This is a genomic window from Chryseobacterium sp. FR048 (assembly GCF_056844665.1).
In genome coordinates, this window is record NZ_JBXDSE010000006.1 from 90,322 (window position 1) to 105,278 (window position 14,957).

14 protein-coding genes are annotated in these 14,957 nt (G+C 37.8%); 9 read left to right on the forward strand and 5 right to left on the reverse strand.

Annotated features, from left to right (window positions below):
* Nucleotides 1–203 precede the first annotated feature (203 nt).
* Complete coding sequence (locus AC106K_RS17090; RefSeq protein ID WP_482446670.1) at nucleotides 204–2,534, reverse strand: ATP-dependent helicase; 2,331 nt, start codon at nucleotides 2,532–2,534, stop codon at nucleotides 204–206.
* Between the two features lie 268 nt (nucleotides 2,535–2,802).
* On the opposite strand from AC106K_RS17090, the gene AC106K_RS17095 reads away from it, so the two are divergent.
* From AC106K_RS17095 to secG, 3 genes are all read left to right on the forward strand, one after another.
* Nucleotides 2,803–4,116, forward strand: a complete 1,314-nt coding sequence (locus tag AC106K_RS17095; protein WP_047098461.1) for a M16 family metallopeptidase — start codon at nucleotides 2,803–2,805, stop codon at nucleotides 4,114–4,116.
* 7 nt (nucleotides 4,117–4,123) lie between these two features.
* Entirely contained in the window at nucleotides 4,124–6,154 is a 2,031-nt protein-coding gene (locus AC106K_RS17100; RefSeq protein WP_482446671.1) for a M16 family metallopeptidase, read from the forward strand.
* 226 nt (nucleotides 6,155–6,380) lie between these two features.
* On the forward strand, nucleotides 6,381–6,734 hold the full coding sequence (gene secG / locus AC106K_RS17105) for a preprotein translocase subunit SecG (protein ID WP_185289298.1): 354 nt from the start codon (nucleotides 6,381–6,383) through the stop codon (nucleotides 6,732–6,734).
* 51 nt (nucleotides 6,735–6,785) lie between these two features.
* Here secG and AC106K_RS17110 read toward each other — a convergent pair whose 3' ends face one another.
* Both AC106K_RS17110 and recR read right to left on the reverse strand, forming a co-directional pair.
* On the reverse strand, nucleotides 6,786–7,625 hold the full coding sequence (locus tag AC106K_RS17110) for a glycosyltransferase family 2 protein (protein ID WP_482446972.1): 840 nt from the start codon (nucleotides 7,623–7,625) through the stop codon (nucleotides 6,786–6,788).
* A complete protein-coding gene (gene recR, locus AC106K_RS17115) occupies nucleotides 7,621–8,232 on the reverse strand; it encodes a recombination mediator RecR (RefSeq protein ID WP_185289297.1) in 612 nt (203 codons plus the stop codon). The genes AC106K_RS17110 and recR overlap by 5 nt, the downstream gene beginning before the upstream one ends.
* 372 nt (nucleotides 8,233–8,604) lie before the next feature.
* Here recR and AC106K_RS17120 point away from each other — a divergent pair, with 372 nt between their 5' ends.
* The 5 genes from AC106K_RS17120 to AC106K_RS17140 all read left to right on the forward strand — a co-directional run bounded on the left by AC106K_RS17120 (nucleotide 8,605) and on the right by AC106K_RS17140 (nucleotide 12,507).
* Nucleotides 8,605–9,210, forward strand: a complete 606-nt coding sequence (locus AC106K_RS17120; protein WP_482446672.1) for an LURP-one-related family protein — start codon at nucleotides 8,605–8,607, stop codon at nucleotides 9,208–9,210.
* Between the two features lie 22 nt (nucleotides 9,211–9,232).
* Nucleotides 9,233–9,724, forward strand: coding sequence for a hypothetical protein (locus AC106K_RS17125; RefSeq protein WP_482446673.1), 492 nt, complete (start codon nucleotides 9,233–9,235; stop codon nucleotides 9,722–9,724).
* Between the two features lie 171 nt (nucleotides 9,725–9,895).
* On the forward strand, nucleotides 9,896–11,338 hold the full coding sequence (locus AC106K_RS17130) for an aminoacyl-histidine dipeptidase (RefSeq protein WP_482446674.1): 1,443 nt from the start codon (nucleotides 9,896–9,898) through the stop codon (nucleotides 11,336–11,338).
* Nucleotides 11,339–11,541: 203 nt separating this feature from the next.
* Nucleotides 11,542–12,123 carry an LOG family protein gene (locus AC106K_RS17135; protein ID WP_482446675.1) on the forward strand — a complete coding sequence of 194 codons (582 nt, stop codon included), beginning with the start codon at nucleotides 11,542–11,544 and terminating at the stop codon, nucleotides 12,121–12,123.
* A gap of 18 nt (nucleotides 12,124–12,141) precedes the next feature.
* A complete protein-coding gene (locus tag AC106K_RS17140; RefSeq protein WP_482446676.1) occupies nucleotides 12,142–12,507 on the forward strand; it encodes a hypothetical protein in 366 nt (121 codons plus the stop codon).
* Between the two features lie 72 nt (nucleotides 12,508–12,579).
* On the opposite strand, the gene AC106K_RS17145 is transcribed toward AC106K_RS17140, so the two are convergent.
* Both AC106K_RS17145 and AC106K_RS17150 read right to left on the reverse strand, forming a co-directional pair.
* Entirely contained in the window at nucleotides 12,580–12,909 is a 330-nt protein-coding gene (locus tag AC106K_RS17145) for a 2Fe-2S iron-sulfur cluster-binding family protein (RefSeq protein ID WP_185289292.1), read from the reverse strand.
* Between the two features lie 12 nt (nucleotides 12,910–12,921).
* Nucleotides 12,922–13,977, reverse strand: coding sequence for an NAD(P)/FAD-dependent oxidoreductase (locus AC106K_RS17150; protein WP_482446677.1), 1,056 nt, complete (start codon nucleotides 13,975–13,977; stop codon nucleotides 12,922–12,924).
* A 151-nt stretch (nucleotides 13,978–14,128) separates the two neighbouring features.
* On the opposite strand from AC106K_RS17150, the gene AC106K_RS17155 reads away from it, so the two are divergent.
* Entirely contained in the window at nucleotides 14,129–14,899 is a 771-nt protein-coding gene (locus AC106K_RS17155; protein WP_482446678.1) for a DUF3108 domain-containing protein, read from the forward strand.
* The last annotated feature ends 58 nt before the right edge of the window (nucleotides 14,900–14,957 follow it).

Here is a 14,957-nt window from a genome sequence, read left to right on the forward strand (position 1 = left end):
ACATATTTAATAGTCCACAAAATAAGTAGACTTTGTTTTTCTAAAAAATAACTATAGTTTGTTTCTATCCCTTATTAAAGATACATCTTTTAAAGCAATTTCTACGAACCGTGTCAAGGTTTAAAACCTTGACGCGGTTCGTAGAAATAAAAAAACGGACTCAATATTGAATCCGTTTTGTATTTATTGTAATATTTTCCGTTTTAAATCTTGGTCAGCTTAGCATATTTAAGGATCAGATTTTTCTCGCCTTCATGCATGAACACCACTTTAGCTTTGATATTCTGAGGGTCAGTACCATCCAGGAAGGTAACTTCTCCTATTCCGAAACGGTCATGTCTCACTTTATCACCTACCTCAATATCCTGCGAAGAAGCTCCGCTCGGATTGATGATTTTGGCGGTACTCACCGGTTTAAGTTTCCTAACTTCCGGAGCCGGTTTTGATTGATCTTCTCTGTTGAGGCTTTTTTTCTCAACTTTTTTAAAGCTTCTTACTTCGGAAGGATGTTCGTCAAAAATATTGGACTTTACTCCGGAATTATTGATAAATCTCTTTTCCAATGCAGGATTAAGGAATTCAATATATTCATCATCAATCTCACTTAAGAACCTCGAAGGTTCTGCATCGGTGATTTTTCCCCATTGGAAACGGGAAATGGCATAAGAGAAAAACGCTTGCTTTTCTGCTCTGGTAAGGGCAACATAGAAAAGTCTTCTCTCTTCTTCAAGATCTTCTCTGGTTGCCGAACTCATAAAACTTGGGAAGAGATTTTCTTCAAGCCCCACCAAATGAACTACCGGGAATTCCAATCCTTTTGAAAGGTGAATAGTCATCAGAGAAACCATATCGTCTTCCAGATCTTTATCCTGAGTATCTGCAGAAAGGGCAATATTTTCAAGGAAATTGGAAAGACTAGGATCTCCATCTTCCAGCTGCATCTGCTCTTCGATGAATCCCTGCATCGAGTTCATCAATTCCTGAACGTTCTCCACTCTTGAAATTCCTTCAGGAGTCTGGTCATCTTTCAGAAATTTGATCAGTCCGCTTCGTTTGGCGACTTCCATCGCCACACTGTAAGCTGTTTCTGTTTTCAGTAATACCTGAAAAGCTTTTATCATCGACCAGAAATCATTCAGCTTATTCAGTACACCGTTATTCAATCCTAACTGAGGAGCATACATCGGAAGATTATCGAGCACTTTCGACAAAGAAACATTATGAGCGTCTGCAAAAACGATCAGTTTATTTTGAGTGGTTTCCCCAATTCCTCTTGCCGGATAATTGATGATTCTCATCAAAGCTTCAGAATCGTTTTCGTTGATCAGAACACGCAGGTAACCGATCAGATCTTTTACCTCTTTTCTCTGGTAGAACGAAAGTCCGCCGTATACTTTGTACGGAATATTTTTACGTCTTAGCGCATCTTCAAACGCTCTGGTCTGAGAGTTGGTTCTGTATAAAATAGCAAAATCGCTGTATTTTCTCTGGTCACGGTTTCTAAGCTCCCAGATATTTCCTGCTACGAAATTGGCTTCATCAGCATCAGAAAGTGAACGGTAAATCTTGATCTTATCCCCTTCTTCATTGTCACTGAAAACATTTTTCTTAAACTGCTGTAAGTTTTTCGCGATCACCACATTTGCTGCGTTTACAATATTCTGAGTAGAACGGTAATTCTGCTCCAGAGATACTGTGATGGCATCCGGATAATCTTTTTTAAAGTTTAAGATATTATAAATATTCGCCCCACGGAACGAGTAAATTGACTGTGCATCGTCTCCTACCACACAGATATTTTCAAATTTGGAAGCTAAAGCTTTCACGATCAGGTACTGAGAATGGTTGGTATCCTGGTACTCATCTACCATGATGTATCTGAATCTATCCTGATATTTTGCCAATACCTCAGGAAAACGGGTCAGCAATTCGTTCGTTTTCAGCAAAAGGTCATCAAAGTCCATAGAACCGTTTTTGAAACATTGTTCTACATATCTCTGATAGATCTGCCCAATAAATTTCATATTCGCCTTTTCATCAGCTTCCATCAGTTCCGGATTGTTGAAATAGGCTTTTACCGTAATCAGGTTATTTTTATAGGTTGAAATTCTTGCCTGAACTTTTTTGGGTTTATAAAGATCGGCATCAATGTTCATATCCTTCAATACTTTTTTGATCACATTCAGTGCATCCTGCTGATCATAAATGGTAAAATTGGAAGGATAGCCCAGATAATGCGCTTCAATTCTTAAAATTCTTGCAAAAACCGAGTGAAAGGTACCCATCCAAAGGCTTCTGGCATTGCTGTCTCCCACTACTTTTGCAATACGTTCTTTCATTTCCTTTGCTGCCTTATTGGTAAAGGTAAGAGCCAGAATATTGAAAGGGTCTATTCCGTTATGTATTAAATGGGCAATACGCATTGTAAGCACACGTGTTTTCCCGGAACCAGCTCCGGCAAGTACCATCAGAGGGCCTTGTAAAGAGGTAACGGCTTCATATTGTGATTCATTGAGTCCTTTCAGATAATCCATACAGCAAAAAAATTTTGGGATCACAAAATTAAGATATTCAGAGGAGAATTCAAATTTTGATTCAAGAAGTTAGAAATTAGAAGTTGATTAGCAGCCCTTATGTTGAAATAAGGGCTTTCAGTAACCGAAATTTTTCCAATAAAAGAAAACATCCACTTATTTAAATTTCATTTTTTAAATTTTAATTACCGATTACAGCTTTTAATTTCAAATATCTGTAACATTTAATTCACTTTTCCTACTAATAAGCAAAACAATTTCTAACTTTATGAAAAAGCGATTTCTTTCTGCTGCTGCCGTAGCTTTCTTCGGGCTTATGCTGAATGCACAGCAAATCAAATTCGAAGAGTATGATCTTCCTAATGGCCTCCATGTCATTCTTCATCAGGATAATTCGGCTCCGGTAGTCACTACAGGAGTAATGTACCATGTTGGTTCTAAGGATGAAGTAAAAGGAAGAACAGGCTTCGCGCACTTCTTTGAACATCTTTTATTTGAAGGAACTCCAAACATCAAGAGAGGCGAATGGTTTAAGATCGTTTCGTCAAACGGAGGGCAAAATAATGCCAATACCAGTAATGACAGAACGTATTACTACGAAACATTCCCTTCTAATAACGAACAGCTTGGACTTTGGATGGAAGCTGAAAGAATGCGTCATGCGGAAATCAACCAGATTGGGGTAGATACCCAGAGAGAGGTAGTAAAAGAAGAAAAAAGACTGAGAATGGATAACCAGCCTTATGGAAACCTGTTCCCAACTATTCAGAAAAACCTTTTTACCAACCACCCTTACAACTGGCCTACCATAGGCTCTATGGAAGACCTTAATTCTGCTAAGCTTGAAGAATTCCAGGCTTTCTATAAAAAATACTATGTTCCAAACAATGCTACTTTGGTAGTAGCCGGGGACATTAAACCTGAGCAAACCAAAAAATGGATCGAGGAATATTACGGAGGGATCCCAAAAGGAACCGTTTATCCGAAAGACTTCCCGAAAGATGCTCCTATCACTCAGGAAAAAGAAGTAACAGCAACAGATCCTAACATCCAGCTTCCTGCGTATATTTTTGCTTACAGAACACCTGCCAACAAGGAAAAAGATGCTTACGTACTGGATATGCTTTCTTCTTATTTAAGTAACGGTAAATCATCTGTTCTTTATAAAAAATTAGTAGATCAGGACAAGAAGGCTCTTCAGGTAGCTGCGTTCAATCAGGGGCTTGAAGATTACAGTATTTTCGCATTTTTTGCTATTCCGATGGGACAGACTACGAAGCAGACCTTACAGGCTGATATTGATGCGGAGATCAAAAAACTACAGACGACCCTGATCTCTGAGGAAGATTATCAGAAGATCCAGAACCAGTTTGAAAATCAGTTTGTCAATCAGAATTCAAGCATTCAGGGGATTGCCGCGTCATTGGCCAGCAATCACGTATTGATGGGAAATACCAATCTGATCAATAAAGAGATCGACATCTACAGATCTATCACCAGACAGGATATTCAGAATGCTGCTAAAAAGTATCTGAACTCCAACCAAAGAATCATCATCAACTACGTTCCTGAGAAAAAATAATTTATCCATGAAAAAGCAATTTACCTATATAGCCGCGGCATTTTTATTTGCAGGAATGCTTTCTGCCCAAAAAATAGACCTTAATGCGATGCCGAAACCAGGGCCTACTCCTGCGATCAACATTGCCCAGCCAAAGACCTTCCAGCTAAGTAACGGACTTACTGTAATGGTGGTTGAAAATAACAAACTGCCGAGAGTAAACGCTACTCTTTCTATGGACAGACCTCCTTACTACGAAGGAAATATCGTTGGGGTAAGTTCTCTGATGGCTGAGCAACTTGACAACGGAACAGCTAATCTTACTAAAGATGAGTTTAATAAAAAAGTGGATTTCCTTGGAGCAAACCTGAGTTTCAGTTCTAATGGAGCTGCTTCCAATTCACTTTCAAAATATTTCCCTGAAGTATTGGGATTAATGGCAGATGCCATCGTTAACCCTAAATTCTCAGCTCAAGAAATTCAAAATGCTAAAGAAAGAATCATTGAAGGACTGAAAGCTGATGAAAAAAATGCTTCTTCCATTGCTGAAAGAGTCTCTAATGCCCTGATGTACGGAAAAAATACTTCGAGAGGAGAATTTGAAACCATAGAATCGATCAACAAAATTCAATTGGCGGATGTTCAGAATGTTTACAATAAATATTACGCTCCGGACAATGCTTATCTGGTCATTGTTGGAGATGTAAAATTTGACAAAGTAAAACCATTGGTTGAAAAAGCTTTCGGAGGCTGGAAAAAATCCAATACGAAGTTTGCTGCCTTAGAACCGGCATCCAATGTAGCCAAAACTGAGATCAATGTGGTAGACGTACCTTCTGCAGTGCAGTCTGTATTGTCTGTAAGCAACCTGAACAATCTCAAAATGAAAGATCCGAACTATTTCTCTGCTACAATCGCCAATTATATTCTAGGTGGCGGTGGTGAAGCAAGACTTTTCATGAATCTTAGAGAAAAGAACGGATTTACCTATGGAGCTTATTCCAGCATCAATGCCGACAAATATAATTCAGGATTCGCTGCTGAAACCAGCGTAAGAAATGAGGTTACGGACAAAGCGGTGAAGGAAATGATGAATGAGCTTAATGGCATTTCAACCATAAAACCTGAAGAACTGGCTAATGCTAAGGCAAAATTGAAAGGTTCTTTCATCATGTCTCTGGAGAAACCTGAAACCATCGCAAGATTTGCATTAAATCAAAAAGTACAGGACCTTCCGTCTGATTTTTATACCAATTACTTAAAATCTATTGATAAAGTAACTGCAGCAGATGTTGCCAGTGCAGTAAAAACCACGATTCTTCCTAACCAAAGCAGAATTTTCATTGCCGGTAAAGCATCTGATATTTCTGAAGGACTTGAAAAACTGGGATATTCTGTAAAATATTTCGATAAGGAAGCCAATCCGGTAACAAAGCCGACGGCACAAAAAGTGGATGCCAGTGTAAGTCTTGGCTCTATAGCAGATAAATACATCAATGCGATCGGAGGTCCTGCAGCAGTTCAGAAAGTAACTTCTATTGCAATGGATGCTACTACTAAGGTGCAGGGAATGGATATGGCGATGAAACTGATCCAGGCAAAAGGCGGAAAGATGATGATGGAAATGAAAATGATGGGCAACACGCTTCAGAAGATCGTTTTTGATGGTAAAGACGGATATGCTGAAGGACAGGGACAAAAAATGCCTTTGAATGACAAGCAAAAAGCTTCTATGACAGAGCCGGAGCTTTTCCCGGAACTTACTTTTGCCAAGTCAACAGAAGTAAAACTGGCAGGAATCGAAAAATATAACAATGAAGATTCTTATGTAGTAAAAGGTCCTAAAACCACTTATTATTACAGTGTAAAAACCGGCTTAAAAACAGGTGAGGTTAAAACCGGAGAAGGAGGTTCCATCCCTACAAGCTATGCTGATTACAGAGACGTTTCCGGAGTAAAGCTTCCATTCACCATTATCCAGAATATGGGCGGAATGGACATTAACATGGCAGTACAGTCTTATCAGATCAACCAGGCTAAGGATTCAGATTTTAAATAAAAACAATTCTTTTTACTGAATACAGCTGTCCCATTTTTGGGACAGCTTTTTTTATGACTTAGTAAATGGCCAAAATCTTCATTTTTTATTTTTCAAACCCTATTTTAGGCAGAAATCTATTGTCTGATTCTTAAAATTTCACAGTTGATTCATATTTACCGACATCTTTTTTTGTTGTTCAGTAAAAAAAGATTAAATTTGCCCATTCAAAAAGATATCAGAATTAATGGATACTATATTTACACTATTGATGGTTCTTATTATGATTGCCAGTGTTTTATTGGTGATTATCGTTATGGCTCAAAACCCAAAAGGTGGAGGTCTTTCCAGTACTTTTGGAGGGGCGTCATCTGCTCAGTTTGGAGTACAGAGAACCAATGACTTCATGGAAAAAGCAACATGGACTCTAGGCGGAACTATCATCGTTCTTATCCTTTTAAGCGTTGTGATCACGGGTAAACCTTCACAAGTGACATCAACTCAACAACCAGCGAAGAAAGAAGCTCCTGCAAAACAGTCGGCTCCTGCTTCTTCCAAAACAACAACTCCGGCACAGGCACCTGCTACTCCGGCTAAATAAGAAGATTATTATCTTACATACAATAAAAGCAACTCAATTTGAGTTGCTTTTTTATTTTAACCTGATCTTTTCAATCTGATGGCGGAGTTTCAGCCCAGCCTTTAGAAATGAATACTGCATCGGTTTTGTTTCTTTATAATACTTATCAATAAAGATCTGCATGGCACCATAAAACCTCTCCAGGTATACTTCATTTTTGATCGTACTTTCCCCTTTGTGATGAAGAATGGAAGCTTTACCATAATAAAAGTTCTTATAACCATTCCTTAAAAAAGTATAACAGAGATCAATATCCTCACCATACATAAAGTACGCTTCATCCAAACCGCCAATTTTTTGGTAAACCTCTTTTTTAGCCAATAAAAACGCTCCTGTAATCACTTCCACTTCTGCTACAGCATTTTCCTCAATATCGTTCCGGTAATAAGATTTTGAATTATTCTTTCTGAAACTGGTAAACAGCTTTTCAAAGGAGTTGAACATATCCGGAACTGAACGTTTACTTTCAGGCAGGAATTTGCATTCCGCATCATGCATCCGCACACCCAGACATCCGAAATCCTGTTGGGAATCTGCAAAATCCAAAAGATCTTTCATATAGAATCCCTCCAGTTCTGTATCGGGGTTCAAAAGCAGCAGGTACTCTCCTTTTGCTGTTTGTATCGCCTGATTATTGGCCTTTGAAAATCCACCATTCGTTTCAGAAGATATAAAACGAACTGTAGGAAACTCCGGGATAAGCTCACTCCAGGAATTGTCTGTAGAAGCATTATCAATGACCACAACCTCGTAGTCTACCCCCTTTATATAATTCTGAATAGAAAAAAGACAGTTTCTGAGTAACCGGGTTACATTATAATTAACAATAATAACGGACAGCTTCATATTAATCCTTTTCGTTGTACGGCAATCTGTTGATAATGGATCTTCCTAGAGAAATCTCATCTGCATATTCCAATTCGTCTCCTACCGAAATTCCTCTTGCGATACTGGAAAAGTTGACCTTAAAGTTCTTGAACTTCTTATAAATATAGTAAGCCGTAGTATCTCCTTCCATCGTTGCACTCAAGGCAAAGATCAGTTCCTTTACTTTCCCTTCATTCAGTTTTTTCTCGATGCTTGGAATGTTCAGCTGGCTAGGTCCCACCCCTTCCATAGGTGATATTTTCCCACCCAGAATCAGGTATCGGCCAGTGTATTTACCGGTATTTTCTATGGCAATAACGTCCCGTACATCTTCAACGATGCAGATGAGCTCACCATTTCTTTTTTCATTGCTGCAGATCTCACAGATGTCAAAATCAGAAAAATTATGACATTCTTTGCAGTATTTTATCTCGTTGACAAGATTGATCAGGGAATTTCCAAGGCTTACGGCTCTGGAATTAGGCTGTTTCAATAAGTGTAATGCCAGTCTCAAAGCTGTTTTCCTCCCAATACCAGGTAATCCGGAAATTTCATCAACCGCCTTAGCCAAAACTTTACTTGGGTAATCCATAGAGCAAAAATAAGGATTATTTAAGGAAAATGATCTATCGTAAAGTCTAGTTTTTAAGTTTTGAAATCATGAAAAAAAAGGATTAAAAGTGAATAGCCAATGGTCAATTCACCGCGCGTCAGTCCATTTTTATGAACTGCAAGAATTCATTATCCATTTAACAGGTAAAATTCATTATTGAGCTACACTCCTACTCTCGTCTATTATCTATCCGTCTATCATCTGCTATTCATCATTTATCAACTCCGCTATTCAACACAAATAATGTCTCATTTTGATATTTTAAAATTTCTTCACCTTTCCCATACTGTGCAACTCTAAAAAAACTTCTATATTTGCGGCTTAAATTAAATATGAAAAAAATTAACGAACATGGTACTTAACAACCTTAATTATCCTCTGGATTTCAAATTCAAAATCACTACCTTAGCAAGCGACTTCAACATTACGGACAAAAATGGGAATTACGTGGCGTATGTACGTCAGAAAATGTTCAAGTTGAAAGAAGATGTGATTGTTTTCAATGATGAGAGCAAATCGAAGGAGCTTTTCAGAATCAGAGCCAACCAATGGATCGATTTCAATGCATCTTACTCTTTAAATGATCTTATTGACAATAAAAACTTCGGAAGACTCGCCAGAAAAGGAATGCGTTCTATCTGGAAAGCAAGCTATGATATTCTTGATGCCCAAGATCAGCCGAAATTTAAAATCCAGGAAGACAGTGCATGGGTAAGATTCTGGGACAGCTTTGTAGGTGAACTTCCTATCATCGGAATGTTTACAGGATATTTCCTGAATCCGTCTTATACCGTGACAGGAATTGATGGGAAAGCTTATTTTAAACTGAAAAAAATGCCTTCATTCTTCGGAAGAAGATTCCAGCTGGACAGACTGATCGACATTGACGATGAAGAAGAAAGCTTAGTGATTCTTTCTTTATTGATGATGACTTTACTGGAAAGAGCGAGAGGCTAAAAAATATTTAAACCACAAACACATGAAATACCTAATCATTTTATTTTCTGCATTTCTACTGGTAGCCTGTAAAAAGGAGAAAGAAACTGTTTCTGCTTCCCCTTCTGCCGATTCTTCAAAAGTTGTAAAAGATTCTGCAGCAACGCATACTTCATCCGGAGATATTCTGGTGGGCACAATTCCGTTTCCAAAAGAAATCAAAGAATGTTCATGCTATTTTGCCAAAAGCAAAGCGGATTTTGAATCTGAAAGATACATCTATGCAGATGATGCCGGAAAAACAGCTTATATGATGCTGGATGGTAAAAGACTGGCAATGAATCTTATCTCATCCAGTGATATGGAGGTAGATGAAGAGCTTACCAAAGAAATAGAAAATGGTGATTATAAGATTTCTGTGAAAGGTAAAAAAATAAAAGGCGAAGAAGCTTTGCTGTTCGAAGGTACTCTTACCATTGAAAAACCGGATGGTAAGACTTTCACTACTCCTATTTATGGAGAGTGTGGATGTTAATATGCTAAGAAAGCCGAAAGGTAAAGAAGGCAAAGAAAGCTGATAAGTAAAATTCATCTTTAATCTTCTTAGCCCTCTTAGCTTTCTTTGCCTTCATACTACTCATAAAAAATGCTTCTGTATCCCACGGAAGCATTTTTTATTTCGTAAATTTGAGAAAAATAAATTTCAATGGAATTATCTAACATAGAACCGCAAATAATCTGGAAGAATTTCTCCAAATTGAATGCAGTTCCAAGACCATCAAAAAAAGAGGAAAAAGTAATTGCTTTCATCAAAGGATTTGGTGAAGATTTAGGGCTTGAAACTACTGTAGATGAAGTAGGAAATGTAATTATTAAAAAACCTGCTACTGCAGGGATGGAAAACCGTAAATCTATCGTGCTTCAGTCACACCTGGATATGGTTTGCCAAAAAAACAATGATGTTAATTTTGATTTTGAAACAGAAGGGATCAAAATGGAAATTGATGGGGATTGGGTAAAAGCAAAAGGAACAACTTTAGGTGCTGACAACGGTTTAGGAGTTGCTACCATTATGTCTATCCTTGAAAGTTCAGACATCCCTCACCCTGCTCTTGAAGCGTTATTCACAATTGATGAAGAAACAGGAATGACAGGGGCGTTAGGTTTAAAACCGGGACAGCTTACAGGTGATATTCTATTGAATCTGGATACAGAAGAAGACGATGAAATCGATATTGGCTGTGCAGGAGGTGTAGACGTTACCATCACTCAAAACTACGCAACAGAAGCTCCGAAAGGGCAAATTGTAAGAATTGAAGTAAAAGGTCTTCAGGGAGGACACTCCGGAATGGATATTCACAAAGGTTTCGGAAATGCAAACATCATCCTGGGAAGACTTCTTTATAAAGGACTGGAAAATCAAAATGTAGAACTGGTTTCTATTGATGGTGGTGGATTGAGAAATGCGATTCCAAGAGAAGGAAATGCAATCATTTCGGTGAGAAATGCTCAGGAATTCATTGAAGCTGCAACTGCTCTTAAAAAAGAAATTCTGGAAGAATTTGCTTCTGTAGAACCCAATATTCAAATCAATATTGAAAACTCTACATCATCTGACAAAGCAATTTCTGAAGCTGATTCTAAAAAGGTAATTCTTACTTTGAAAGCTCTTCACAACGGGGTTTACAGAATGAGCCCGGATGTAGCCAATCTTGTGGAAGCATCCAACAACGTGGCAAGAGTAGAGCTAAAAGGTGGAGAACTTAAGATTCTTAACCTTACGAGATCTTCTGTAGATTCATCCAAATACTCTACCGCAGAGCAATTGAAGTCTGTAGCAGAATTAGCAGGAATGGAGGTAGTATTCAGTGGTTCTTACCCTGGATGGAAGCCAAAGCCTGGTTCTGAGATCGTACAGATCATGGAGAAAATCTATACGGAAAAGTTCAATAAAAAACCTCATGTAGTAGCTTGTCACGCAGGTTTAGAATGTGGTATCATCGGAGCCAACTATCCGGAAATGGAAATGGTAAGCTTTGGACCAACGATCAGAGGAGCTCACTCTCCTGATGAGAAGGCCAATATCCCATCTGCTCAAAAATTCTGGAGCTTCCTGAAAGATATTTTAGCGAATATTCCTCAGAAATAAAATAGCAAAATAACTATATTCAATATCCAAAGTCTTTTGATTTTGGATATTTTTAATTTAAACTATTAAAGTATTGTAAGCAGTTAAGGTTATTCAAAATCCACAAGCAGATTAAAAGCATCCTGTTTAAAAATATTCTGTATATTTTCTTAACTTTCCTTAATCACTTAAGACACCTTAATGGTTCCAAAAACATTTAAAATATGAAAAATATAACCGTATTCTGTGGCTCAAGTTTCGGCACAGATAAAATCTATGAAGAGCAGGCATTTTTGCTTGGCCAGACTTTGGCAAAACAAAATATACAATTAATTTACGGTGGCTCTGAAACCGGTTTAATGGGAACTATTGCCAACGGAGTATTAAGCGAAAACGGCAAGGTAACAGGAGTTCTCCCCCATTTTCTACAAGCTAAAGAAATTGCTCATAAAAGCCTTACCGAACTGGTCCTCGTGGAAACAATGCATGAGAGAAAAACCAAAATGAATGAACTTTGTGATGGAGTGATCGTTCTTCCCGGCGGCTACGGAACTTTAGAAGAATTTTTCGAAATGATCACCTGGGCACAACTTGGGCTTCACAAAAAACCAATCGCCATCTTAAATATTGACGGATTTTATGATGACCTGATCAATCTGGTTCAGAATATGGTGGATAAAGGATTTCTAAAGCAGGTCAACAGAGATATGCTGCTGATCAGTGATACAATTGATGATCTTCTGGAAAAGATGAGAAATTACGAGGCTCCAACGGTTGGGAAATGGATTTCTAAAGGTGAAGTGTAAACTTTCCAAAATCTTTATATGAACTACAACGTTAATAAAGAAATGCTTGGAATTGCAATAACATTTCTAACGATATTCGGTATTGTACCCGCTCTTTCTTCTTATTTTAGTGATGACTGCAAAACAATAATGGAAAGAATCAAAAAACAGAAATGTCGGATTAAAGTAGAAAATATTGAAGGTACAAAGTCTCTTACCTTAACAGGTACTACTCCTTATACCTTTATGCCCTGTCAATGCTCTGAAAACAGCCAATGGTGGAGTTGGTATAAAGATGAAATAGAACAGGGAGATTATTTTATAAAAAATGAAGGAGAAAATTATTTCGAAATCATCAAAGAAGATACCGTCATCAGACACGAATATATCTGTTCTCCAAAATAAAACAGTTGCTATAAAAACAAAACCCGTCCGGAAGATCCGAACGGGTTTCTTATTAAGATTAAAAAATATTTTCTAAGGATAAGGAGCAATTTCCACCTCAAGTCCCTCCATTTCGTCCATAATGTGTAGCTGGCACCCTAATCGGCTGTTATCTTTCACGTGGAAAGCTTCAGCAAGCATGGCATCTTCTTCATCTCCCATTGGTTCAAGACCTGGGTCATTGATTACATATACCTGGCAAGAAGCGCACATCGCCATTCCGCCACATACCCCAATAGTACCTTCTTCTGCCAATTCATAGGAACGGATAATTTCCATTAGATTCATGGACATATCCGTAGGCGCTACGACATCATGGGTTACCCCTTCTCTGTCGGTGATTTTAATATTAATATCTGACATAATTCTGCAAAATTAGTCAATTTTTTTCACAACAGCCTTCTCTGCTTCTTTACGGCTTCCGTCGAATCCGTCTACCCCACTTACTGTTGTATATTTTAATACGAATTTTTTACCAGGATTCAGTCTGTTATACACACTCTGACACATCAAAGTAGCTTCGTGGAAACCACAAAGAATCAACTTCAGTTTTCCAGGATAAGTGTTGATGTCACCAATGGCATAGATACCGTCGATGTTGGTTTGATAATCAAGCGCATTGTTTACCACAATCGCATTTTTCTCGATATTCAGTCCCCAGTTTCCAATCTCCCCCAACTTCGGAGTCAATCCGAATAAAGGAATAAAGTAATCTGTTTCAATATCGTAAGCTTCTTCTCCTTCTTTTTCTACAGTGATCGCTTCTACTTTTCCATCTCCTTTGATACCGGTAACTTCAGCAGGTGTAATCAATTTGATTTTCCCCTGGTTTTTAAGATCCTGAACTTTCTCTACAGAATCCAAAGCCCCTCTGAACTCATTTCTTCTGTGGATCAAAGTAACTTCGCTTGCTACATTAGAAAGGAAAATACTCCAGTCAAGAGCAGAATCTCCACCTCCGGCGATTACTACTTTTTTGTTTCTGAAATGTTCAGGTTCTTTCACGAAATATTCCAGTCCTTTTTCCTCATAATCCGCTACATTTTCAAAAGTAGGTTTTCTAGGTTCAAAAGTTCCCAATCCACCTGCAATAGCAATCGCTTTACATCTGTGAACCGTTCCTTTGTTGGTAATTACCTCAAACCACTCATCATCAACCTTAGTATAAGAAACTGCTGTTTCTCCTAAAGTAAATCCAGGCTGGAACTGCTTAATCTGCTCCATTAAATTATCCACCAATTCTCCAGCGTTCACTGAAGGATACCCCGGAATATCGAAAATAGGTTTTTTAGGATAAAGTTCAGCCAGCTGCCCTCCCGGCTGTGGAAGCGCATCAATAATGTGACACTTCATTTTCAATAAACCAGCTTCAAAAACTGCAAAAAGTCCTGTAGGCCCCGCACCTATGATCAATATATCAGTGGTTATCATAATTTAAGATAATTTAATTATACATGTAAGTGCAAATTTACTAATTTTAATGCGAAGCATATTTAATTGATTCTAAATAAAAACCTGAGATTTGTCAAATATCTATCAATGAAGATTTTAAATTTGGCAACGTTTTTGTAAATGTCTTGATATGAAGAAAATTTTAAACCTTTTTGCAGTACTTATATTCTTTTTAGGTTCGGCTCAGATTGACAATGTTGCAGATGGTGAATCTATTACGCTTAGAATTCACTACGGCTTTCTGAATGCGGGAACAGCTAATCTTACTACCCAAAAGACCAACTATAAAGGAGTACCTCATTTGTACGTAAAAGGGACCGGGCAAACTACAGGTGCCGTAAAAGCCTTTTTTAAAGTAGAAGACCTATATGAAAGTTTCATCAATACTGAAACGGGTTTACCCAGCTTCTATGTAAGAAATGTAAGAGAAGGAAGCTATCGCCAGCATCTTGAAACGGTCTTCAATCATGATAACAATACTTTGATTTTAACCGATAAAAAAACACCTGCCAATGGTTCTAAGGTACTGAAATCTGTGAAAGGAGTTCAGGATATGCTGTCATGCTTTTATTACCTGAGAAGCAAAAGCCCGGATGAGCTGAAAGTAGGAACCATTATCAATATGAATGTATGGATTGATGATGAAATGTTTCCTTTCCAGCTAAAAGTAGTAGGAACAGAAAACCTGAAGACCAAATTCGGGACGATCAACTGTCTGAAAATTATTCCTTCAGTAAAAAGCGGAAGAGTGTTTAAAGAAAAAGAAGGGGTAACAATGTGGGTTTCCAACGATGCCAATCACATCCCTATGCTTTTAAAAGCAGAACTGGCCGTAGGTTCTTTGAAAGCCACTATTGATGACTATAAGAATGTAAAATATCCTTTAAAGTTTACTAAGTAAACCGATAATTAGTTTTTTTTAATCTAGATGTCTGTAAATTTTTTACAGGCATTTTTTA

Bases quoted from the DNA above. Each gene is read 5' to 3' on its own strand.
- AC106K_RS17090 (WP_482446670.1), bottom strand. From the start codon at position 2,534: ATGGATTATCTGAAAGGACTCAATGAATCACAATATGAAGCCGTTACC.
- AC106K_RS17095 (WP_047098461.1), top strand. From the start codon at position 2,803: ATGAAAAAGCGATTTCTTTCTGCTGCTGCCGTAGCTTTCTTCGGGCTT.
- AC106K_RS17100 (WP_482446671.1), top strand. From the start codon at position 4,124: ATGAAAAAGCAATTTACCTATATAGCCGCGGCATTTTTATTTGCAGGA.
- secG (WP_185289298.1), top strand. From the start codon at position 6,381: ATGGATACTATATTTACACTATTGATGGTTCTTATTATGATTGCCAGT.
- recR (WP_185289297.1), bottom strand. From the start codon at position 8,232: ATGGATTACCCAAGTAAAGTTTTGGCTAAGGCGGTTGATGAAATTTCC.
- AC106K_RS17120 (WP_482446672.1), top strand. From the start codon at position 8,605: ATGGTACTTAACAACCTTAATTATCCTCTGGATTTCAAATTCAAAATC.
- AC106K_RS17125 (WP_482446673.1), top strand. From the start codon at position 9,233: ATGAAATACCTAATCATTTTATTTTCTGCATTTCTACTGGTAGCCTGT.
- AC106K_RS17130 (WP_482446674.1), top strand. From the start codon at position 9,896: ATGGAATTATCTAACATAGAACCGCAAATAATCTGGAAGAATTTCTCC.
- AC106K_RS17135 (WP_482446675.1), top strand. From the start codon at position 11,542: ATGAAAAATATAACCGTATTCTGTGGCTCAAGTTTCGGCACAGATAAA.
- AC106K_RS17140 (WP_482446676.1), top strand. From the start codon at position 12,142: ATGAACTACAACGTTAATAAAGAAATGCTTGGAATTGCAATAACATTT.
- AC106K_RS17145 (WP_185289292.1), bottom strand. From the start codon at position 12,909: ATGTCAGATATTAATATTAAAATCACCGACAGAGAAGGGGTAACCCAT.
- AC106K_RS17150 (WP_482446677.1), bottom strand. From the start codon at position 13,977: ATGATAACCACTGATATATTGATCATAGGTGCGGGGCCTACAGGACTT.
- AC106K_RS17155 (WP_482446678.1), top strand. From the start codon at position 14,129: ATGAAGAAAATTTTAAACCTTTTTGCAGTACTTATATTCTTTTTAGGT.